Below are 22,194 nucleotides of genomic sequence, written 5' to 3' on the forward strand. Positions count from 1 at the left end.
TAACCGAAGAAATCGCTGCAATTGGTATACCAAATAGGTCATAAATCACGATCTGGAATACCGCTGGTGGTGTTGAGAGCTTAATCACAGAACCATTACCCTCATAAAGCTATTTTTGGTATGCCAATAGTATCCGGCTGTACACCTTATTCAATAAAAGCCCTTTTACTGAGGTAATACCCTATGGCATTGCAGGAAAAACTGATCGACGCTCTGGGCAGTTTCGCCACTAAATTCAACAGTTATCGCTATATCATGGCGATCAAGTCAGCCTTCATTACCTTAATGCCGGTCATCATCGTTGGGGCGTTCTCTGTGCTGATCTCCAATATGGTGCTGGATCCGAAAAACGGCCTGGCGAGCTTCTCGTCGTTGTCGTTCCTCGCCGCGCTAAAGCCGATCACCAGCGCGCTGAATTACGCCACGCTGAACTTCCTCAACATTGGCGCGGTATTCCTGATTGGCATTGAGCTGGGGCGCATCAACGGTATCAAATCCCTTTTCCCGGGGCTGCTGGCGGTGATCTGCTTTATTTGCGTGACGCCCACCACCGTGGAGATGCTGGTGGATGGCGAAATGCACGTGGTTAAAGATGTGCTGTTGCGCCAGTTCTCAGATACCCGCAGCCTGTTCCTCGGCATGTTTATCGCCATTCTGTCCGTTGAAATCTACTGCTGGCTGGAGAACCGCCCGGGGCTGAAGATCCGAATGCCGGACACCGTGCCGCCTAACGTGGCCGCGTCGTTCTCCGCGCTGATCCCGGCGATTATTACCACCACTGCCATTGCCACGCTGGGGTTTGTGTTTCATCAGATCACCGGGATGTATCTCTACGACGCGGTGTATCAGGTGGTGCAACAGCCGCTGGAGCGGGTGGTGCAAAGTCTGCCTGGGATCCTGCTGCTGATGTTCGTTGCACAGCTTTTCTGGGTGATTGGTATCCACGGCAACCAGATGATCAAGCCGATCCGCGAGCCGCTGCTGCTGGGGGCGATCACCGTCAACATGAGTGCGTTTGAGCAGGGTAAAGAGGTGCCGAACATCATCACCATGCCGTTCTGGGATGTATATATGAGCATTGGCGGTTCGGGCCTGACTATCGGCCTGCTGATCGCGGTGATGATTGCCACCAAACGCAAAGAGATGAAAGAGATCGCCAAGCTTTCCATCGGCCCGGGGATTTTTAATATCAACGAGCCGGTGATCTTCGGTATGCCAATCATGCTTAACCCGATCCTCGCCATTCCCTTCATTATCACTCCACTGGTGACGGGCTCCATCGGCTACTTCGCCACCGTGACCGGGTTTGCCGGTAAAGCGGTGGTGATGGTGCCATGGACGACGCCGCCGCTGATCAACGCCTGGCTCTCTACGGCAGGTTCGATGGGGGCGGTGATCACCCAGCTCATCTGCATTGTGACTGCCGTCATTATCTATCTGCCGTTTGTGAAAATCGCTTCACGCCGCGCAGAGCAGGCCGCGCTACAGCAGGCCACTGACAACCCGTGAGGATGCGATGAGCACAAAACAGATAGCCATACCGCAGGATTTTATTCTCGGCGCGGCCGCATCGGCCTGGCAGACCGAAGGCTGGAGCGGTAAAAAGCCGGGGCAGGATTCATGGATCGATCTCTGGTACAAGAATGACCGTCACGTCTGGCACAACGGCTATGGCCCGGCGGTGGCGACCGATTTTATCAACCGTTTTCGCGAGGATGTGGCCCTGATGAAGCAGGCGGGGCTGACGCACTACCGCACCTCGATCAACTGGTCACGCTTTTTAACCGACTACGAAAACGCGACGGTGGATGAAGAGTACGCTGCCTACTACGACGCGCTGTTCGATGAGATGCACCGTCAGGGCATTGAGCCGATGATCTGCCTCGAACATTACGAACTGCCGGGCGTGCTGCTGGATACCTACGGCGGCTGGGCGTCAAAGCATGTGGTTGAGCTGTTTGTCCGCTATGCGGAAAAGGTCTTTGCACGCTACCACGGTAAAGTGACCCGCTGGTTTACCTTCAACGAGCCGATTGTCGTCCAGACCCGCGTCTATCTGGACGCGCTGCGTTGGCCGTATGAGCAGAACACAGGCACGTGGATGCAGTGGAATCACCATAAGGTGCTGGCGACGGCAAAGGTGGTGAAGCTGTTTCGCGAGAAAGGCTATCGCGGTTCTGTGGGCTGTATTCTCAACCCGGAGGTGACCTATCCCCGCTCCCGCGCCCCGCATGACCTGCGGGCCGCTGAGATGTACGATCTGTTCTACAATCGTGTCTTCCTCGACCCGCTGGTACACGGGCGCTATCCCGCAGAGCTCTTTACCCTGCTGGAGCAGCATCAGGTTGAGTGGGAGTACACCGCGGACGAACTGGCGCTGATTGCGGATAACACCGTCGACGAACTGGGGATTAACCTCTACTACCCGCACCGTGTGAAGGCACCTTCCCGCGCCTGGCATCCGGACACGCCATTCCACCCGGCATACTACTACGAGCCGTTTGAACTGCCGGGGCGGCGCATGAACCGCTCCCGCGGCTGGGAGATCTACCCGCGCATTATTTACGACATGGCGATGCGGATTAAAAAAGACTATCGCAATATCGACTGGTTCGTGGCGGAAAGCGGAATGGGAGTGGAAAACGAAGCGCAATTTCGCAATCGCGATGGGATTATCGACGACACTTACCGCATCGATTTCATCAGCGAGCACCTCTACTACACGCTGCTGGCGAGGGAGGAGGGGGCGAACTGCCATGGCTATATGCTGTGGGCATTTACCGACAACGTCTCGCCGATGAACGCGTTTAAAAACCGCTACGGGTTGATTGAGATCGATCTGGATAACCAGCGTGCCAGACGTGCAAAAAAATCAGCCTCCTGGTTCCGGCAGCTACGCGATACGCGGAGGCTCACGCTTCAGGTTGATGATGAATGGAAGTAGGCGAAAAGCATGCCGGTTCTGGTAAAATAGCGCACAAACTGGCCGGGAGGACGCCCGGTCTGCGCATTAACTGAAAAAACAGGTGAAAACGTGGATAAGGCTGTCATCCTGCCGGAAAAAAAACAGTACCAGGAAATTGGCGAGGATTTACGGGCGCAGATTATCCAGGGGCACTATCCCGTTGGTTCGCGCCTTCCTCCTGAGCGCAATATTGCCGAGAAGTACGGCGTAAGCCGCACCATCGTGCGTGAGGCCTTACTGATGCTGGAGTTGCAGGGCACGGTGGATATACGCCAGGGCTCCGGTGTTTATGTGATGCGCATCCCCGAAGAGCATGAAAACGAAGAAGAGCGTTTTCTCAATAGCGACGTGGGGCCGTTTGAGATTTTACAGGCCCGTCAGCTCCTCGAAAGCAATATTGCCGCGTTTGCCGCCAAAATGGCGACCCGTGCAGACATCGACAATCTGCGCCGTATTATCGAGCAGGAGCAACGCGCGATTGCCGCCGACGATAATAGTCAGGACAACAATAAGATGTTCCATCTGGTCCTGGCGGGCGCGACGCAAAATCAGATGCTGCTGGCGACGGTGGAGAGTATCTGGCATCACATGGACAGCAGTCCGCTTTGGCAGCAGTTTAATGGCCACATCGCCAGCCGCGCGTACCGCCTGAAATGGCTGGGTGACCGGCAAACCATCCTGGCCGCGCTGCGCCGCCGTGACGTCATGGGCGCCTGGCAGGCAATGTTCCAGCATCTGGAAAACGTGAAAAAAAGCTTACTTGAACTCTCAGACGAAGACGCGCCGGACTTTGACGGCTATCTCTTTGAATCTGTGCCTATTTTCCAGGGGAAGCTGGTATGACTATTCTGCCGCTCTACGCCGCACCGCAGTATGCGGAGCAGGTGACCGACTGGATCTGGCAGGCCTTTGGCGACGGCCTGCCCCGGGCGTTTTTCCACAGTATTGTTGAGCACAGCCAGACGCCGGGCGCATTACCGCTGACTTTTATTGCCCTGGAGAACGAACAGCTTGTGGGCACCGTGGGGCTCTGGCGCTGCGATCTGATCACCCGACAGGATCTTTGCCCCTGGCTGGCAGCCCTGTACGTGGATGACGCGGCGCGAGGCAAGGGGCTGGCGGGGCTGCTGCAAAAGCATGTTATCCACTATGCCGCACAGGCCGGGTATGACACGTTGCATCTCTGGTCTGCCTGCCGTGACTTCTACGAACGTTACGGCTGGCAGTATATCGGCGATGCGCTGGAGTACCCGGACAAAACGGTACATCTCTATCGCTATTCGTCCGGGGCTTCGGCGGGTGCCCCAACAGAGTGACGGCGCACTAACGTTGGACTAAACAGGTGGGTGATTTCCGGTGGCTGACGCTGCTCGGCGAGTGCTAACGCCAGCTCGGCCGCCTGCGTGGCCATGGTGATAATGGGGTAGCGGACGGTGGTCAGGCGAGGGCGCACGTAGCGGGAGACCAGCACATCATCGAAGCCAATAAGGGAAATTTCTCCCGGCACCTCAATCCCGTTGTCATTTAACACCCCCATAGCTCCGGCTGCCATTGAGTCGTTATAGCTGGCAACGGCAGTGAAATTCCTTCCACGTCCTAACAGCTCTGTCATTGCCTGTTCGCCGCCGCTCTCGTCGGGTTCACCGTAAGCCACCAGCCGGTCATTGCACGGCAGACCGTTTTCGCGCAGGGCATCGTAATACCCCAGCAGGCGATCTTCGGCATCGGAAATGGGGTGGTTTGAGCAGAGATAACCAATGCGGGTGTGACCCTGTTGAATCAGATGGCGGGTGGCAAGCCAGGCACCGTAGCGGTCGTCGAGCGCCACGCAGCGTTTCTCAAACCCGGGAATAATCCGGTTGATGATCACCATGCCGGGGATCTGCTTCATCAGATGAATGAGTTCGGCGTCGGGGATCATTTTGGCATGGACAACCAGCGCCGCGCAGCGGTGGCGGATCAGTTGCTCGATAGCCTGGCGTTCTTTTTGTTCATTGTGATAGCCATTGCCGATCAGCAAAAAATTCCCGGTCTGATAAGAAACCTGCTCAACCGCTTTCACCATGGCGCCGAAAAAGGGGTCAGAGACATCACCCACAACCAGCCCGATGGTTTCGGTTGACTGTTGAGCGAGCGCACGGGCGTTAGCATTAGGATGGTAGTTCAGAGATTCCATGGCGTTTTGCACCGCCTGGCGTGATGCGTCACTGGCTTTTGGGGAGTCGTTGATCACGCGCGACACGGTCGCGACGGAAACACCTGCCAGACGGGCCACATCCTTTATTGTCGCCATTCATTACCTTCTTAGTGGGGGTAAGCGTTTACACGCCAATAAGTGTTGCGGAAAAGCGCCGTGCATTCAAGGGGGACGCACTTTCCCTCTCCACAAACGTGACGCAGCACAACCCCGGCGGTGTAATCGTTACACGGCCAGACATGTCGGAATAATGTCAATCTGAACCTTTAGTTACACTTTGCCTCAGGCTGTTGCGATTGTCCGATAGCGGGAAAGAAGACGACATTGATAAAGTTGAGATCCCAGAGGTATTGATTGGTGAGATTTCTTAGTACGGTTTCGTACTCATCTCTTGCACCAACCTGCGCGGATGCGCAGGTTTTTTTTCGCCTCTATTTTTGCTGTCGCTCCTGTACCACTTCTCGTGTAATCTGCCACCATTTACTAACCCTTCACACTGGCTGGCAAAGGGAGTTGAGATGCTTTTTGGGTTCTTTCGCACACTGTTCCGTATCCTCTTTCGCGTCCGTTTAACGGGCGATGCAACGGCGCTCCGCGGCGAGCGCGTGCTTATCACACCAAACCATGTTTCCTTTATCGACGGCATCCTGCTGGCGCTGTTTCTGCCTGTGCGCCCGGTGTTTGCGGTCTATACCTCTATTAGTCAGCAGTGGTACATGCGCTGGCTCACCCCGCTGATTGATTTTGTGCCGCTCGACCCGACAAAACCGATGATGATTAAACATCTGGTACGTCTGGTTGAGCAGGGACGTCCGGTGGTGATTTTCCCGGAAGGGCGGATCTCGGTCACCGGCTCGCTGATGAAAATCTACGACGGGGCAGGGTTTGTGGCGGCGAAGTCAAAAGCGACCGTTGTGCCACTGCGTATTGAAGGGGCGGAGCTCACCCATTTCAGTCGTCTGAAAGGGTTAGTGAAGCAGCGCCTGTTCCCGAAAATTACCCTGCATATTCTGCCGCCAACCTCATTACCGATGCCCGACGCGCCGCGTGCGCGCGACCGCCGTAAAATCGCCGGTGAAATGCTGCACCAGATCATGATGGAAGCGCGGATGGCCGTCCGCCCGCGCGAAACGCTCTATGAATCTCTGCTGTCGGCGCAGTACCGCTATGGCGCGAAGAAAAACTGCATTGAAGACATTAACTTCACCCCGGACACCTATCGCAAGCTGCTGACCAAAACCCTGTTCGTGGGACGTATCCTTGAGAAATACAGCCAGAAAGGCGAGAAGATTGGCCTGATGCTGCCTAACGCCGGGATCAGCGCGGCGGTGATTTTTGGTGCGGTTTCCCGGGGCCGTATCCCGGCGATGATGAACTACACGGCGGGCGTAAAAGGGCTGACCAGCGCCATCACGGCGGCTCAAATCAATACCGTTTTCACCTCGCGCCAGTTCCTCGATAAAGGCAAGCTGTGGCACCTGCCGGAGCAGCTGACGCAGGTACGCTGGGTCTTCCTGGAAGATCTGAAAGCGGACGTGACGACGGGTGACAAGCTGTGGATTTTCGCTCACCTGCTGATGCCGCGTCTGGCCCAGGTCAAACAGCAGCCGGAAGATGACGCCATTATCCTCTTTACTTCTGGCTCAGAGGGAAACCCGAAAGGGGTGGTTCACAGTCACAAGAGCATTCTGGCAAACGTGGAGCAGATTAAAAGTATTGCTGACTTTACCGCCAATGACCGGTTCATGTCGGCGCTGCCGCTGTTCCACTCCTTTGGTCTGACGGTGGGGCTTTTTACCCCGCTGTTGACCGGTGCCGAAGTGTTCCTTTACCCAAGCCCGCTCCATTATCGCATTGTGCCGGAGCTGGTGTATGACCGTAACTGCACCGTGCTGTTTGGCACCTCAACCTTCCTCGGTAATTACGCGCGCTTTGCCAATCCGTATGACTTTTACCGCGTGCGCTATGTGGTGGCCGGGGCGGAAAAACTGCAGGAGAGCACGCGCCAGATTTGGCAGGACAAGTTTGGTCTGCGCATTCTTGAAGGCTATGGCGTTACCGAATGCGCGCCGGTGGTCTCGATCAACGTGCCGATGGCGGCGAAGCCGGGGACGGTGGGCCGTATTTTGCCGGGAATGGATGCGCGTCTGCTGGCGGTACCTGGCATTGAGGACGGTGGCCGTCTGCAGCTCAAGGGGCCAAACGTGATGAACGGTTATCTGCGCGTGGAAAATCCGGGCGTGCTGGAAGTGCCGACGGCGGAAAACGTCAATGGCGAGAGTGAGACGGGCTGGTATGACACCGGAGATATTGTCCGTTTCGATGAACAGGGCTTCGTGCAGATCCAGGGCCGGGCAAAACGCTTCGCCAAAATTGCGGGTGAGATGGTCTCGCTGGAGATGGTTGAGCAACTGGCGACAGCGGTATCGGCTGACAAGCTGCATGCTACGGTTGTGAAGAGCGATGCCAGCAAAGGCGAAGCACTGGTGTTGTTCACCACCGACAGCGAACTGAAACGCGACCGGTTGCTACAGCATGCGCGTGAACATGGCATTCCTGAGCTGGCGGTACCGCGCGATATTCGTTACCTGAAGCAGCTTCCGGTGCTGGGCAGCGGTAAGCCCGATTTCGTAACCCTGAAGGGTATGGTTGACGAGGCGGAACAGCAAAATGCGTGAGTCAGTACACACTAACACTTCCCTCTGGTCGAAGGGCATGATGGCGGTCATTGCCGCCCAGTTTCTCTCTGCCTTCGGTGACAATGCGTTACTGTTTGCCACCCTGGCATTGCTGAAGGCCGAGTTTTATCCGGACTGGAGCCAGCCCATTCTGCAGATGGTGTTTGTGGGTGCTTACATTATTTTTGCTCCGTTTGTCGGACAGGTGGCGGACAGCTTCCCGAAAGGCCGGGTGATGATGTTTGCGAACGGCCTGAAACTGCTGGGCGCCGCCAGTATTTGTTTTGGTATCAACCCGTTTATCGGCTACACGCTGGTGGGCATTGGCGCAGCGGCGTACTCTCCGGCGAAGTATGGCATCCTGGGGGAACTCACGACCGGCGATAAGCTGGTGAAAGCCAACGGGCTGATGGAGTCCTCTACCATTGCGGCGATCCTGCTCGGTTCTGTCGCAGGGGGCGTGCTGGCGGACTGGCATGTGCTGGCGGCGCTGAGCGTGTGTGCCGTGGTGTATGGCGGGGCGGTGATAGCCAACCTGTTTATTCCAAAATTGCCGGTGGCTCGCCCGGGGCAATCCTGGCGCTTTACGCCTATGACAGGCAGTTTCTTCAACGCCTGCCGCGTGCTGTGGCGTAACGGTGAAACGCGCTTCTCCCTGATGGGCACCAGCATGTTCTGGGGCGCAGGCGTCACGCTGCGTTTCCTGCTGGTGCTGTGGGTGCCGGTGGCGCTGGGGATTACTGACAATGCGACACCGACTTATCTTAACGCAATGGTGGCGATTGGGATTGTCGTTGGGGCTGGCGCGGCGGCGAAGCTGGTGACGCTTGAGACCGTTGCACGCTGCATGCCTGCGGGGATCCTGATTGGCGTGGTGGTGCTTATCTTCTCGCTGCAGCACGCCTTGCTACCCGCCTACGCGCTGCTTGTCCTGATTGGTATTCTGGGGGGCTTTTTCGTTGTGCCGCTCAATGCGCTGTTGCAGGAACGCGGCAAGCAGACCGTCGGCGCAGGGAATGCCATTGCAGTGCAAAATCTCGGTGAAAACCTGGCGATGCTGTTAATGCTGGGGCTCTATTCGCTGGCCGTTAAAGTCGGTGTACCGGTGGTGGGGATTGGCGTAGGATTCGGTGCGCTGTTTGCGCTGGCGATTGCCGGATTATGGCTCTGGCAGCGTCGCCGTTGATAAGAGCGGCCTGACGCCCTCACCACGGCCCTCTCCTACGGGAGAGGGCGCAAATATTAAAAACGGCAACCAGGTTGCCGTTTGCTTTTATCACGGTGCCGGGTAGGTGTATACCTGATGCACCGCTTCAATCTCTGCTAATACCTCTTCACTCAGATTCAGATGGAAACTCTCGATATTCGTTTTCAGCTGTTCCATGGTCGTTGCGCCCAGCAGAGTGCTGGCAACAAACGGCTGACGACGCACGAAGGCCAGGGCCATCTGGGCTGGATCAAGACCGTGACGTTTCGCGATATCCACATAGGCCGCCACGGCTTTTTGTGTCTGCTCACCGCTGTAGCGGGTAAAGCGGCTGAACAAGGTGTTACGCGCTCCGGCAGGTTTCGCGCCGTTAAGGTATTTCCCTGTCAACGTACCAAAGCCCAGACATGAATAGGCGAGCAATTCCACCTCTTCGTATTGCGTCACTTCGGCCAGACCCACTTCATAGCTGCGGTTGAGCAGGCTGTATGGGTTCTGGATGGTGACGATGCGGGGCAGGTCATGTTTGTCCGCCAGGTGCAGATAGCGCATCACGCCAAAGGCCGTTTCGTTAGAGACACCGATGTAGCGGATTTTTCCCGCTCGCTGGCATTCGGCCAGGGCTTCCAGCGTTTCCAGTAGCGTAACGGCCGGGGCGCTCTCATTCCAGCTATAGCCCAGCTTTCCAAAGCAGTTGGTGGGGCGCTGCGGCCAGTGAACCTGATAGAGATCGAGATAGTCGGTTTGCAGGCGCTTCAGGCTGGCATCCAGCGCGGCGCGGATATTTTTGCGATCGAGGATCTGGTTTGGACGGATCCCGGCATCGTTGTTGCGTGCGGGGCCGCTGACTTTTGACGCAACAACCAGCTTTTCGCGATTCCCGCGTTTGGCGAGCCAGTTGCCGACGTAGGTTTCGGTAAGCCCCTGCGTTTCCGGACGAGGCGGTACAGGGTACATCTCTGCAACATCAATCAGGTTAATGCCCTGGCTGACGGCATAATCGAGTTGTGCATGGGCATCGGCTTCGCTGTTTTGTTCACCAAATGTCATCGTGCCCAACCCCAGTTGACTTATTTCCAGAGCGCTGTGGGGGATACGGTGATAATGCATAGCCGGCTTCCTTCATTAGAAATACAGACCACGTCAGGAACCTCCCGACAAAGGAATATAAACATGGCAGAGGGGAAGCAAAAGGGGAAGAAAAAAATCAAAAAGGCCAGCAAGCCACTGACCTTTATCTGTTTATCGCTCGATAATCTGCGAAACTTCGTCGCGATTGATCTGCATTTTATTACCCTGCTGGTCATGGTAGCTGACCAGGCCAGTATCATCGTCGACTTCAGGTTTACCGTCGGTCAGGATCATCCGGCCATCTTTCGTCGCCATAACGTAATCGCTGCTACAGCCCGATACCGCAAACGCTAAACCCACTGCTGAAATCAACACTGCCCATTTTTTCATCGTTATCGTCCTCACCTGGCTCGTATCAAATCATAGTGTAGTATTAACCTGATATATCGAAAGGAGAAAGGGGGAAAATCTTAAATCCCCGTCGATTATGTTTGATAGTTCGCAAAATGAGTAAAAAACTATGTTTTCAGTAAGAAATGGCGAGCCAGCAGCGCACCTGTGAAGTTCTTTTTGAGATAAAAGCCGCGCGGCAACGTGAGTATCGGTTCGCCCTTGGCGCCAATAGCCTCGGTGAGGGCTTTGCTGTTGGCCGCTTTCGGACGCAGCTGTAAAACTTCTCCGTGTCGGGCCGTGATGCGCTCTACCTGTCCAAGGACGATCATATCCATCAGCTCTTCCCAGTCCAGCCTTAGCTGCCGCTCTTCATCTTCATCGGGACTCCAGAGTAGCGGCGCGCCTACCCGGCGTTCAGCCAGCGGGATCTGGCGTTCACCCTCTACCGGAACCCAGAGCACGCGCTTGAGTTTATGGCGAACATGGCTGGTTTCCCACGTCACGCCGGTATTACCGGTTAATGGCGCCACGCAGACAAAGGTGGTTTCAAGGGGCTTTCCCAGACGGTCTATGGGAATGGTTTTTAGCTCAACGCCCAGAGCCGCAAAATCCTGCTCGGGTTTACTCCCCGCACTTGCCCCCAGCCACAACTCAAGCAACATGCCGATCCAGCCCTTATCTCGTTTCAGATCCTTTGGGATCGGCAATCCTGCCATCGCTGCCAGTTCGCCAAGCGAAAAGCCCGCCAGACGCTGCGCCTGCCCAAGCAACTGGGCTTCGCTTGTTGGCGGAGAAAGCATGGGTGAGAGCGCAAGCATGACGGCAACCTTTTGATTAAAAAATAAACTAAGAAACTATCCCCTGTGGATAGAGTTTAACTTTTTCTGTACGAATATGCCATGTGCATGATTTTTAGGTTTTTTTAGTTATGTGCGACCGTCCTTTCAGAAGTGAAAAACGGGTTGTTCAATTCTGGTCACTGACAATAAACAGGATCTTACACCATGTTATCCACAGAAAAGTGGGATAACTGGGAATAACCCTGACTACTGTTTCAATTTACAGCCTTGACGTGCGACGAAAATCGAATTTTCACACAAATTGTGCCTAACTTATTGGCACAATCTGTGGATAAAACCGACGCTGTTCGATCTTTCATCAGCATAACGTTCATAGGTGTGATGATCGTCACGTAATTCCTTCCTGGGGCGCTAAAAACAGAGCTAATTAAATGAAAATTATAGGAATGTTTTCAGCGGGTGACACGGTGTAGCGAGGGGCTCTTCAGGTTGTTCATCGGTAATTCCACACTTCTTCACAACTATATCCACAGAAAAGGTGAATAAAATTGCCCTTGTTGCCGCTTATCTGTTTATAACTCTGCGCATATTTGTGAGTTATTCAAATGTTATTAGGTTGCAGGCCTGTAAGAGAGTGGTTTACCGCCTCCCTGTAGTGTGAAACAATCATTCATATATCAGATTTAGTTTGGGGTAGTCCGGTGATTGATGACGATGGCTACCGCCCGAACGTAGGAATAGTAATTTGTAATCGTCAGGGCCAGGTGATGTGGGCCCGGCGATATGGTCAGCACTCCTGGCAGTTTCCGCAAGGCGGGATCAACCCAGGGGAGTCCCCAGAACAAGCGATGTACCGGGAGCTGTTTGAAGAGGTCGGTTTAAGCCGAAAAGATGTTCGCATCCTGGCTTCGACCCGCAACTGGTTGCGTTACAAGTTACCGAAACGTTTGGTGCGTTGGGACACAAAGCCGGTTTGTATCGGCCAGAAACAGAAGTGGTTTCTGTTGCAATTGGTGGGCAACGATTCAGATATCAATATGCAAACCAGCAGTACGCCGGAGTTTGATGGCTGGCGCTGGGTGAGTTACTGGTATCCTGTTCGTCAGGTCGTGTCATTTAAACGCGATGTTTACCGTAGGGTGATGAAAGAGTTCGCAAGTGTTGTCATGCAGCTTCAGGAGATCCCGCCTAAGCCGCAGAGCGCACCTGCCTGGCGACGTAAAAGAGGTTAAGCTACGCAAATCATGCTCACCCGCTTGCGAGAAATAGTCGAGAAAGTGGCCAGTGCGCCTCGTCTGAACGAGGCGCTGAATATTCTGGTCACTGACATCTGTCTTGCGATGGAAACTGAAGTCTGTTCGGTGTATCTGGCCGATCATGACCGACGTTGCTACTACCTGATGGCGACCCGTGGTTTAAAAAAACCACGCGGTCGTACCGTTACGCTCGCCTTTGATGAAGGTATCGTAGGCCTGGTGGGGCGACTGGCTGAACCCATCAACCTTGCCGACGCGCAAAAGCACCCCAGCTTTAAATACATTCCCTCCGTAAAAGAAGAGCGTTTCCGCGCCTTCCTGGGCGTACCGATCATCCAGCGTCGTCAACTGCTTGGCGTACTGGTCGTTCAGCAGCGCGAACTGCGTCAGTATGACGAAAGCGAAGAGTCTTTCCTCGTGACGCTAGCCACGCAGATGGCTGCGATCCTCTCTCAGTCTCAGCTTGCCGCCCTGTTTGGGCAGTACCGTCACACGCGTATTCGTGCGCTGCCGGCCTCGCCTGGCGTGGCGATTGCTGAAGGCTGGATGGACGCCACCCTGCCGCTGATGGAACAGGTGTACGAAGCCTCAACGCTGGATGAAGCGCTTGAGCGCGAGCGCCTCACCGCGGCGCTGGAAGAGGCGGCCAACGAATTTCGACGTTACAGCAAACGCTTTGCCGCCGGGGCGCAAAAAGAGACGGCGGCCATTTTTGACCTCTATTCCCACCTGCTCTCCGATGCACGTCTGCGCCGTGAGCTTTTTGCCGAGGTTGATAAAGGTGCCGTAGCGGAATGGGCCGTTAAAAAGGTCATCGAAAAATTTGCGGAGCAATTTGCCGCACTGACAGACGGTTACCTGAAAGAGCGTGCGGGAGATTTACGTACACTCGGTCAGCGTCTGCTGTTCCACCTTGATGACACGATCCAGGGGCCGAATGCCTGGCCAAAACGCTTTGTGCTGGTTGCCGATGAACTGTCCGCGACCACGCTGGCGGAGCTGCCGCAGGACAGGCTGGCAGGTGTGGTGGTGCGCGATGGCGCAGCTAACTCCCATGCGGCTATTATGGTTCGTGCCCTGGGTATCCCCACCGTTATGGGGGCCGATATTCAGCCCTCGGTGCTGCACCGACGCACGCTGGTGGTGGATGGCTATCGCGGTGAGCTCCTGGTCGATCCTGAGCCGGTCCTGCTCCAGGAATACCAGCGCCTTATCAGTGAAGAGAATGAATTAAGCAAGCTGGCGGAAGATGACGTCGACCTGCCTGCACAGCTCAAAAGCGGCGAGCGCATCAAAGTTATGCTCAACGCGGGTTTAAGCCCCGAGCATGAAGAGAAGCTCGGCAGCCGCATTGATGGCATCGGCTTATATCGCACTGAAATCCCGTTCATGCTGCAAAGCGGCTTTCCCTCAGAAGAGGAGCAGGTCGCACAGTATCAGGGCATGTTGCAGATGTTTAACGACAAGCCGGTTACCCTGCGTACCCTGGACGTTGGGGCGGATAAACAGCTGCCGTATATGCCAATCAGTGAAGAAAACCCGTGCCTGGGCTGGCGTGGGATCCGCATTACGCTGGATCAGCCTGAGATCTTCCTGATCCAGGTGCGCGCCATGCTGCGCGCGAATGCGGCGACCGGGAACCTCAGCATTTTACTGCCTATGGTCACCAGCATTGATGAGATCGACGAAGCGCGACGGTTGATCGAACGTGCAGGCCGTGAAGTCGAAGAGATGATCGGTTACGCGATCCCCAAACCGCGGATCGGGGTGATGCTCGAAGTGCCTTCCATGGTCTTCATGCTGCCGCAGCTGGCGAACCGGGTCGATTTTATCTCTGTCGGAACCAACGATCTGACGCAGTATATTCTGGCCGTCGATCGTAACAACACGCGTGTTGCCAGTATTTATGACAGCCTGCATCCGGCTATCATTCGGGCGCTGGCGATGATTGCCCGCGAAGCGGAGCAATACGGTATCGATTTGCGGCTGTGTGGCGAAATGGCCGGGGATTCAATGTGCGTTGCGATCCTCATCGGCCTGGGGTATCGCCATCTGTCGATGAACGGCCGCGCTGTCGCACGTGTGAAGTACCTGCTGCGCCATATTGACATCGAGGATGCCCGCGAGCTGGCCGAGCGCAGTCTTGAAGCGCAACTGGCAACAGAAGTGCGTCATCAGGTCGCCGCGTTTATGGAGCGACGCGGCATGGGCGGCCTGATCCGCGGTGGCCGCTGAGGTCTTTCTCTCTCTTCCTGTAGGCTGAGGGATCCACAATGGTTCATAAACAGAAGCAATAATGCTGCTCTCAGAATGACCACCAGAGCTGTATGTTCCCCCTCACCCCAGCCCTCTCTCAGGTGGCGAGGGAGCCGTCCGTGCGTAATTTTTCGGTGGGGATCCCTCTGCCCCGTGGGAGAGGGCAACATCCCACACCATCCTCTATACACATCTTTTACATCTCTGGCGCATCCTCCGCCTCCGCCTTGTGCTATGATTCGCAACTTTGGAGCCTCTGCTGACTGCCGGGGCGCATCTCTACCGCTGTCCACTTTCAGCGGAATAACAACATCTTGTGGTGACAGATGAACAGTGGTTATCTGCATTTTCCGGAATTTGATCCGGTCATTTTCTCAGTAGGACCCGTTTCGCTTCACTGGTACGGTCTGATGTACCTGGTGGGCTTCATTTTTGCTATGTGGCTTGCTGGCCGTCGCGCCAGTCGTCCTGGCAGCGGCTGGACCAAAAACGAAGTCGAAAACCTGCTTTACGCGGGCTTCCTCGGTGTGTTCCTTGGTGGGCGTATTGGCTATGTCCTGTTCTATAACCTACCGGTATTCCTCAACGATCCGCTCTATCTGTTCCGCGTCTGGGACGGGGGGATGTCCTTCCATGGCGGCCTGATTGGTGTGATTCTGGTGATGGTGATTTTTGCCAAACGCACCAAACGCAACTTCTTCCAGGTATCGGATTTTATCGCGCCATTGATTCCGTTTGGTCTGGGGGCTGGTCGTCTGGGCAACTTTATCAACGGCGAGCTGTGGGGACGTGTCGACCCGAGCGTTTCCTTTACTATGCTGTTCCCGGGCTCGCGCGCGGAAGACCTGGCGCTGCTGCCGTCTCATCCTGAATGGCAATCCATTTTTGATACGTACGGCGTTCTGCCGCGTCACATGTCTCAGCTCTATGAACTGGCGCTGGAAGGCGTGGTGCTGTTTATCATCCTGAATCTGTTTATCCGCAAACCGCGCCCGATGGGGGCTGTCTCCGGCCTGTTCCTGATTGGCTACGGTGCGTTCCGTATCATCGTTGAGTTCTTCCGCCAGCCGGATGCGCAGTTCACCGGCGAGTGGGTACAGTACATCAGCATGGGGCAAATCCTCTCCATTCCGATGATCGTGGCAGGTGCCATTATGATGATTTGGGCGTATCGTCGTCGTCCACAGCAACAACTTTCCTGAGGAACCATGAAACAGTATCTTGAATTGATGAAAAAAGTGCTCGACGAGGGCACGCCGAAAAATGACCGTACCGGAACCGGCACGCTCTCCATTTTTGGCCACCAGATGCGCTTCAACCTGCAAGAAGGCTTCCCCCTGGTGACGACAAAGCGCTGCCACCTGCGCTCGATCATTCATGAACTGCTCTGGTTCCTGCAAGGCGATACCAACGTTGCCTATCTGCACGAAAACAATGTCTCTATCTGGGACGAATGGGCAGATGAAAACGGCAATCTGGGCCCGGTGTACGGCAAGCAGTGGCGTGCGTGGCCAACGCCTGATGGCCGCCATATTGACCAGATCACCACCGTGATGAACCAGCTGAAAAACGACCCGGACTCGCGCCGTATTATCGTTTCTGCCTGGAACGTGGGTGAGCTGGATAAAATGGCGCTGGCACCGTGCCATGCGTTCTTCCAGTTCTATGTGGCTGATGGCAAACTCTCCTGCCAGCTTTACCAGCGCTCTTGCGATGTCTTCCTCGGCCTGCCCTTTAACATCGCCAGCTATGCGCTGTTAGTACATATGATGGCCCAGCAGTGCGATCTGGAAGTGGGCGATTTTGTCTGGACCGGTGGGGATACGCACCTGTACAGCAACCACATGGAACAGACGCATCTCCAGCTGACCCGTGAACCGCGTGCACTGCCGAAGCTGATTATCAAACGTAAACCGGAATCGATCTTCGATTACCGCTTTGACGACTTCGAGATTGAGGGATACGACCCGCATCCGGGCATCAAAGCGCCTGTCGCAATCTGATACGGCAAATCGTTACATAACCGGCGCATTTACGCGCCGGTTTTTTTTCGTCTGTACTCTGTTTCCCGAGGCGTTATCCAGTCGGCGTGCAACGCGCTGCAACGGATAACATTCTCTGGATAACGCCTCGTAAAACCCCGAATTGCGGCTCGTCATGTTCACGGCGTTTCGCCACACTCCCGGCATGAAAAAAGAGCATGGCTTTACGCTTATCGAAACTCTGGTTGCCATTTCGCTGGTTATTATCCTCAGCGCGACAGGGCTCGCCGGCTGGGACAACTGGCAACAGCGGCAGAGGTTGTGGCAGGTCGCCTGTCAGGTCCGCGACTATCTGGTGTTTCTGCGAAACGATGCCAATCGTCACAACCGTGACCACCTGATTACGCTTCAGCAGGACGACAGAGGCGCCTGTTTGATGAGCTCTGCAGTGCAGGGCTGTGAGAACAACAGCCCGTATGTGCTCAGACCGTTGTGGCCTGACGTCGTGCTAAGGGAGGTTACGCCTTCATTAGGATTCTATGGATTAAGGGACACGGCGTGGGCAGGGCGGATACGGGTACAGAGCAGGGCAGGAGAATGGATGATTGTCGTCTCAAACGGAGGGCGTATCAGGATGTGCACTGTTGCAGGGGAAAACTCATGCCGATGAACCAGCACGGCTTCTCACTCACAGAGGTGCTGGTTGCAATGGCGATCAGCAGCATTCTGTTACTCAGCACGTCGCGTTTTTTACCGGAGCTGCAACGGGCAGTTTTGCTGCAATCCAGGGCGCAGGAGCGTGAAGAAGAGATCTGGCAACGCCTGTTCGCGATTGGCAAGCAGTTACAGCGCGCGGGGTATTGCGCGGGTAATTGTCAGGGGCAGAGCCTGACCATCGGCAGGGAGGGAAGCTGTGTGATTGTCCGGTGGGATGCAAACAGTAACGGCACCTGGGACACCTCAGCATCGGATAACGAAAGTACGGGGTTTCGTCTGGAATCAGGCGCGCTGGAAACCCTGCGTGGCGCGACGGGGTGTGAAGGAAAAGGATGGGAGAAACTTACCGACCCGGCCCGGCTTATGATCCACACATTTGTGGTACGTAAACATGAGCATCCGGAATTTGCGCCAGCGTTATATCTCGAGCTGTCCGCCAGCGGGGTGAATGATAAGCACGCTGCCCCTTACCAGGCTCGCTATGGCGTGACGGGATTTAACTTGTGAGCCGCCAGCATGGGATTGCCTCACTGACGCTGGTTCTGCTGTTACTGGTGTTAGGCACACTGATCCTGACCGGCCTTAACCAGCAACTCATAACATTTACCATGCTGGTTGGCGACGAGAGCCGCGCCATCCAGCAGCAGGCAGCCACGCAGTCTGCGCTGGAGTGGGGGCGCGTTCAGCGCTGGTCGTTGCAGCCTGATGTACAGTGCAAACAGAGACAAACGCAACGTGTTTGTTTGCGTGTACTGAATGAGTCGCAGGTGTTACTCATCGCTGGAGATGGAGATCTGTTGCTCTGGCGTGGCGGGGAGATTGTCAACGGGCATATACGCTTTTTACCTCATGGCTGGAGTGATTTTTGCCCGCTAAAGGAGCGTGCGTTATGTCGGTTGCCGTAAAGAATGAAAAGGGGTTCAGCATGGTCGACGTGTTGCTGGCGATGATGCTGCTGGTGGCGATCGTAACGGCGCTGTCCGGCTATCACCGGGCGCTGGCTTCCCGCTTTGCCCTGTTTAGCCAGTATCGTCAGCTCTGGCACATCGCCTGGACGCAGTCGCAGATGGATGCTGGTGCGCTGCCAGCGGGCTGGCAGATAAACCGGATGCAGACAACGCAGTCTGGATGTGTCAGCATCACGGTTACACTTATTTCTCCTCTGGGTCGACGCGGTGAGATGACGCGTCTGCATTGCCCGGTTAGCCAGTAGTCGGGAGCGTCTATGTTAAGGGTCTACCACTCAAATCGTCTGGATGTGCTGGAAGCGCTGATGGAATTTATCGTTGAGCGTGAGCGGCTCGACGATCCGTTTGAGCCTGAAATGGTGCTGGTGCAGAGCACCGGTATGGCACAATGGCTGCAGATGTCGCTTTCCCGTAAATTTGGCATCGCGGCGAATATCGATTTTCCGCTTCCCGCGAGCTTTATCTGGGAGATGTTTGTCCGCGTGTTGCCTGACATCCCGGAGCAGAGTGCGTTTAACAAACAGAGCATGAGCTGGAAGCTGATGGCGCTTTTGCCAGATATGCTCACGCATGATGAGTTTGCCATGCTGCGCCACTACCTGCATGACGATTCCGACAAACGCAAGCTGTTCCAGCTGGCATCACGCACCGCAGATCTCTATGACCAGTATTTAGTGTATCGTCCGGAATGGTTGACTCGCTGGGAGGTGGGTGAGCTGGTGGAAGGTCTGCCGGAGGCGCAGGTCTGGCAGGCGCCGCTGTGGAAAGCGCTGGTGGAGCATACCGAAAAGCTGGGTCAACCCAAGTGGCACCGTGCGAACCTCTACCAACGGTTCATCTCCATACTGGAAAATAGCACTGACCGACCGGCCCGGCTGCCCTCCCGCGTATTTATCTGCGGTATTTCCGCCTTGCCACCCGTCTATCTGGATGCGCTGAAAGCGCTCGGAAAACACACCGACATCCATATTCTCTTTACTAACCCTTGCCGCCATTACTGGGGCGACATTCAGGATGACCGGTGGCTTTCGCGGCTTGTGACGCGCCAGCGGCGACGTCTCTTTGAAGAACGCACGGTGCCCTTGTTTAAAGACAGCGCCTCTGCCGCGCAGCTTTTTGATGAGCAGGGCATTCAGAACCTGCCAAACCCGCTGCTTGCCTCATGGGGCAAGCTGGGCCGGGACTATATTCATATGCTCTCTGATATCACCTCGTCAGGCGAAGGCGACGTGGATGCGTTTGTTGAAATCACGCCGGACAGCCTGCTGCACAATATCCAGTCCGATATTCTGGATCTGGAAAATCGCGCGGTGATGGGCGTGACGGCCGAAGAATTTGAACGCAGCGACACGAAGCGGAGACTGGATCCCGACGATCGCAGTATCACGGTGCATGTTTGCCACAGTGCGCAGCGTGAAGTCGAAGTCCTGCACGATCAGTTGCTCGCCATGCTGCAGGACGATCCTGACCTGACACCGCGTGATATCGTGGTGATGGTGGCAGATATCGACAGCTACAGCCCCTTTATTCAGGCCGTTTTCGGCAGTGCGACGGGAGAGCGCTACCTGCCTTATGCCATCTCTGACCGTCGGGCTCGCCAGTCTCACCCGGCCTTGCAGGCATTCGTTACCCTGCTGTCACTGCCTGACAGCCGCTTCATTTCCGAAGATGTCCTGGCATTGCTCGATGTCCCCGTGCTGGCCGCTCGTTTTAACATTAACGAAGAGGGGTTGCGCTACCTTCGTCAGTGGGTAAACGAGTCTGGCGTACGTTGGGGGATCGATGACGACAACGTACAGGAGTTTGAGCTTCCCCCTACCGGGCAGCACACCTGGCAGTTTGGTCTGACGCGTATGCTGCTGGGGTATGCCATGGAAAGCAGCCAGGGCGAGTGGAACGAGGTCCTGCCTTATGATGAGTCCAGCGGGCTCATCGCGGAGCTTGTCGGGCATTTAGCCTCGCTGCTGATGCAGCTTAACCGCTGGCGACGTGCGCTAATGCAGCCGCGTCCGCTGGAGGAGTGGCTGCCGGTTTGCCGGGAACTGCTCAATGATTTCTTCCTGCCGGACAGTGACACGGAAGCCGCAATGGCGCTGATTGAAACACAGTGGCAGGCGATAGTCGATGAGGGGGTGAACTCCCACTATAACGAAGCGATCCCGCTTTCGCTTCTGCGGGACGAATTGACCCTGCGCCTCGATCAGGAGCGTATCAGCCAGCGCTTCCTTGCCGGGCCGATCAATATCTGCACGCTGATGCCCATGCGTTCCATTCCCTTCAAAGTGGTGTGTCTGCTTGGTATGAATGACGGTGTTTATCCGCGAGCCCTGCCGCCGCTGGGCTTTGATCTCATGAGCCCGGCACCGAAGCGGGGCGACCGTAGCCGTCGTGATGATGACCGCTACCTCTTCCTTGAGGCGCTTATTTCCGCGCAGAACAAGCTTTACATCAGCTATATCGGTCGGTCGATTCAGGACAACAGCGAGCGTTTTCCCTCTGTTCTGGTGCAGGAACTGGTGGACTATATCGGACAGAGCCACTACCTGCCGGGGGATGAAGAACGTAACTGCGATGAGAGCGACCAGCGGGTGAAAGCGCATATCACCTGTTGTCACAGCCGTATGCCGTTTGACCCCATGAACTACGTCGCCAGCGAATTGCAGAGCTATGCCCAGGAGTGGCTGCCCGCGGCGAAAAAAGAGGGGAAGGCGCACAGTGATTTCATTCAGGAGCTCGACGCGCGGCCCATTGAAACCCTGACCTTCGAACAGCTGCAGCGTTTTTGGGCGCATCCGGTACGCGCCTTCTTCCAGCAGCGATTGCAGGTAAATTTCCGCTCGGAAGAGAGCGAAATTCCTGACGCAGAACCGTTTACGCTGGAAGGGCTGGAACGTTATCAGTTAAACCTCCAGCTGCTGAATGCGCTGGTGGAGCAGGAAGATGCTGACAAACTGTTCCGCCGCTATCGCGCTGCGGGGCAATTACCGTATGGTGCGTTTGGGGAGATCGTCTGGGAGGCGCAGTGCACAGAGATGAAGGCACTTGCCGAGCGTGTTATCGAATGCCGACAGCCGGGAACAAGCCTCGAAATCGACCTCAACTGCAACGGTATCCAGCTGACGGGCTGGCTGACGCAGGTTCAACCGGACGGGCTGCTGCGCTGGCGGCCTTCCATGCTGAGCGTTTCGCAGGGTTTGCAACTCTGGCTCGAACATCTTGTCTACAGTGCTGGCGGTAACCAGGGTGAAAGCCGGATGTTTGTACGCAAGGAGGGCGAGTGGCGTTTCCCGCCAATGGAGCCGGAGCAGGCATTACATTACTTGTCCTTGTACATTGAAGGTTACCGTCAGGGGATGAACAAGCCGCTGCTGCTGCTGCCTGAAAGTGGCGGGGCGTGGATAAAAGCCTGTTATGACGCGCAGAATGATGCGATGTTAACGGATGACGCTTCACTGCAGAAAGCGCGGAGTAAATTTGTTCAGGCCTGGGAAGGTAACATGATGGTCCGTGGTGAAGGCGATGATGTCTGGTATCAACGGTTATGGCGAACGCTTGAGCCAGAATACTTTGAGACCATCACGGAAGAGGCACAACGTTACCTGTTACCGTTGTTCAAATTTAATCAGTCCTGAGCGCTGTATAAAAATTGCGCAGCAATGGGTGTTCATTTATGATGCACCTGCTATCACGGACTGATGTACAGA

The 22,194-nt window shown here is 55.5% G+C and carries 19 protein-coding genes and 1 pseudogene; 15 read left to right on the forward strand and 5 right to left on the reverse strand.

The genetic code is table 11. From position 1 onward, the window contains the following. The first annotated feature begins 183 nt into the window (after positions 1 to 183). The 4 genes from EQV24_RS14220 to EQV24_RS14235 all read left to right on the forward strand — a co-directional run bounded on the left by EQV24_RS14220 (position 184) and on the right by EQV24_RS14235 (position 4,281). Positions 184 to 1,509: a PTS transporter subunit EIIC gene (locus EQV24_RS14220; RefSeq protein ID WP_013098563.1), complete on the forward strand. Its 1,326-nt coding sequence runs from the start codon at positions 184 to 186 to the stop codon at positions 1,507 to 1,509. Between the two features lie 7 nt (positions 1,510 to 1,516). Continuing rightward, entirely contained in the window at positions 1,517 to 2,944 is a 1,428-nt protein-coding gene (locus EQV24_RS14225; protein ID WP_062730100.1) for a glycoside hydrolase family 1 protein, read from the forward strand. Positions 2,945 to 3,034: 90 nt separating this feature from the next. Further along, a complete protein-coding gene (locus EQV24_RS14230) occupies positions 3,035 to 3,808 on the forward strand; it encodes a GntR family transcriptional regulator (protein ID WP_013098561.1) in 774 nt (257 codons plus the stop codon). Beyond that, positions 3,805 to 4,281, forward strand: a complete 477-nt coding sequence (locus tag EQV24_RS14235) for a GNAT family N-acetyltransferase (RefSeq protein WP_040021659.1) — start codon at positions 3,805 to 3,807, stop codon at positions 4,279 to 4,281. The genes EQV24_RS14230 and EQV24_RS14235 overlap by 4 nt, the downstream gene beginning before the upstream one ends. Here EQV24_RS14235 and galR read toward each other — a convergent pair. Further along, complete coding sequence (galR, locus tag EQV24_RS14240) at positions 4,242 to 5,258, reverse strand: HTH-type transcriptional regulator GalR (RefSeq protein ID WP_130626709.1); 1,017 nt, start codon at positions 5,256 to 5,258, stop codon at positions 4,242 to 4,244. The two genes, EQV24_RS14235 and galR, sit on opposite strands and share 40 nt — an antisense overlap. Before the next feature lie 422 nt (positions 5,259 to 5,680). Between galR and aas the strand changes: the two genes are divergently transcribed. Next, a complete protein-coding gene (gene aas / locus EQV24_RS14245) occupies positions 5,681 to 7,840 on the forward strand; it encodes a bifunctional acyl-ACP--phospholipid O-acyltransferase/long-chain-fatty-acid--ACP ligase (RefSeq protein ID WP_038420521.1) in 2,160 nt (719 codons plus the stop codon). Beyond that, complete coding sequence (gene lplT, locus EQV24_RS14250) at positions 7,833 to 9,026, forward strand: lysophospholipid transporter LplT (RefSeq protein WP_130626710.1); 1,194 nt, start codon at positions 7,833 to 7,835, stop codon at positions 9,024 to 9,026. The genes aas and lplT overlap by 8 nt, the downstream gene beginning before the upstream one ends. Before the next feature lie 90 nt (positions 9,027 to 9,116). On the opposite strand, the gene EQV24_RS14255 is transcribed toward lplT, so the two are convergent. From EQV24_RS14255 to EQV24_RS23840, 4 genes and pseudogenes are all read right to left on the reverse strand, one after another. Continuing rightward, positions 9,117 to 10,157, reverse strand: a complete 1,041-nt coding sequence (locus EQV24_RS14255) for an NADP(H)-dependent aldo-keto reductase (protein ID WP_013098556.1) — start codon at positions 10,155 to 10,157, stop codon at positions 9,117 to 9,119. Between the two features lie 132 nt (positions 10,158 to 10,289). Further along, positions 10,290 to 10,508 carry a YgdI/YgdR family lipoprotein gene (locus tag EQV24_RS14260; RefSeq protein ID WP_013098555.1) on the reverse strand — a complete coding sequence of 73 codons (219 nt, stop codon included), beginning with the start codon at positions 10,506 to 10,508 and terminating at the stop codon, positions 10,290 to 10,292. 128 nt (positions 10,509 to 10,636) lie between these two features. Then, positions 10,637 to 11,329, reverse strand: a complete 693-nt coding sequence (gene mutH, locus EQV24_RS14265) for a DNA mismatch repair endonuclease MutH (RefSeq protein ID WP_013098554.1) — start codon at positions 11,327 to 11,329, stop codon at positions 10,637 to 10,639. Positions 11,330 to 11,483: 154 nt separating this feature from the next. Continuing rightward, positions 11,484 to 11,570: pseudogene (locus EQV24_RS23840) on the reverse strand (hypothetical protein); the annotation flags it as partial. 442 nt (positions 11,571 to 12,012) lie between these two features. On the opposite strand from EQV24_RS23840, the gene rppH reads away from it, so the two are divergent. The 9 genes from rppH to recC all read left to right on the forward strand — a co-directional run bounded on the left by rppH (position 12,013) and on the right by recC (position 22,122). Further along, positions 12,013 to 12,543, forward strand: coding sequence for an RNA pyrophosphohydrolase (rppH, locus tag EQV24_RS14270; protein WP_013098553.1), 531 nt, complete (start codon positions 12,013 to 12,015; stop codon positions 12,541 to 12,543). Between the two features lie 12 nt (positions 12,544 to 12,555). After that, the gene (gene ptsP, locus EQV24_RS14275; protein ID WP_020689338.1) at positions 12,556 to 14,802 is read left to right on the forward strand and encodes a phosphoenolpyruvate--protein phosphotransferase; all 2,247 of its coding nucleotides are present in this window, start codon (positions 12,556 to 12,558) and stop codon (positions 14,800 to 14,802) included. A gap of 347 nt (positions 14,803 to 15,149) precedes the next feature. Then, on the forward strand, positions 15,150 to 16,025 hold the full coding sequence (gene lgt, locus EQV24_RS14280) for a prolipoprotein diacylglyceryl transferase (protein ID WP_013098551.1): 876 nt from the start codon (positions 15,150 to 15,152) through the stop codon (positions 16,023 to 16,025). Positions 16,026 to 16,031: 6 nt separating this feature from the next. Then, the gene (gene thyA, locus EQV24_RS14285) at positions 16,032 to 16,826 is read left to right on the forward strand and encodes a thymidylate synthase (RefSeq protein ID WP_013098550.1); all 795 of its coding nucleotides are present in this window, start codon (positions 16,032 to 16,034) and stop codon (positions 16,824 to 16,826) included. 184 nt (positions 16,827 to 17,010) lie between these two features. After that, positions 17,011 to 17,475, forward strand: coding sequence for a prepilin peptidase-dependent protein (locus EQV24_RS14290; protein ID WP_047351683.1), 465 nt, complete (start codon positions 17,011 to 17,013; stop codon positions 17,473 to 17,475). Further along, a complete protein-coding gene (locus EQV24_RS14295; RefSeq protein ID WP_102751620.1) occupies positions 17,466 to 18,029 on the forward strand; it encodes a prepilin peptidase-dependent protein in 564 nt (187 codons plus the stop codon). The genes EQV24_RS14290 and EQV24_RS14295 overlap by 10 nt, the downstream gene beginning before the upstream one ends. Further along, a complete protein-coding gene (locus EQV24_RS14300) occupies positions 18,026 to 18,427 on the forward strand; it encodes a DUF2509 family protein (protein WP_102751621.1) in 402 nt (133 codons plus the stop codon). Before EQV24_RS14295 ends, EQV24_RS14300 begins: the two co-directional genes overlap by 4 nt. After that, positions 18,412 to 18,735: a prepilin-type N-terminal cleavage/methylation domain-containing protein gene (locus EQV24_RS14305; RefSeq protein WP_013098547.1), complete on the forward strand. Its 324-nt coding sequence runs from the start codon at positions 18,412 to 18,414 to the stop codon at positions 18,733 to 18,735. Before EQV24_RS14300 ends, EQV24_RS14305 begins: the two co-directional genes overlap by 16 nt. A 12-nt stretch (positions 18,736 to 18,747) precedes the next feature. After that, positions 18,748 to 22,122, forward strand: a complete 3,375-nt coding sequence (recC, locus tag EQV24_RS14310; RefSeq protein ID WP_130626711.1) for an exodeoxyribonuclease V subunit gamma — start codon at positions 18,748 to 18,750, stop codon at positions 22,120 to 22,122. Positions 22,123 to 22,194 lie beyond the last annotated feature (72 nt).

The organism is Enterobacter sp. A8, from assembly GCF_004296595.1.
Lineage (GTDB): Bacteria > Pseudomonadota > Gammaproteobacteria > Enterobacterales > Enterobacteriaceae > Enterobacter > Enterobacter cloacae.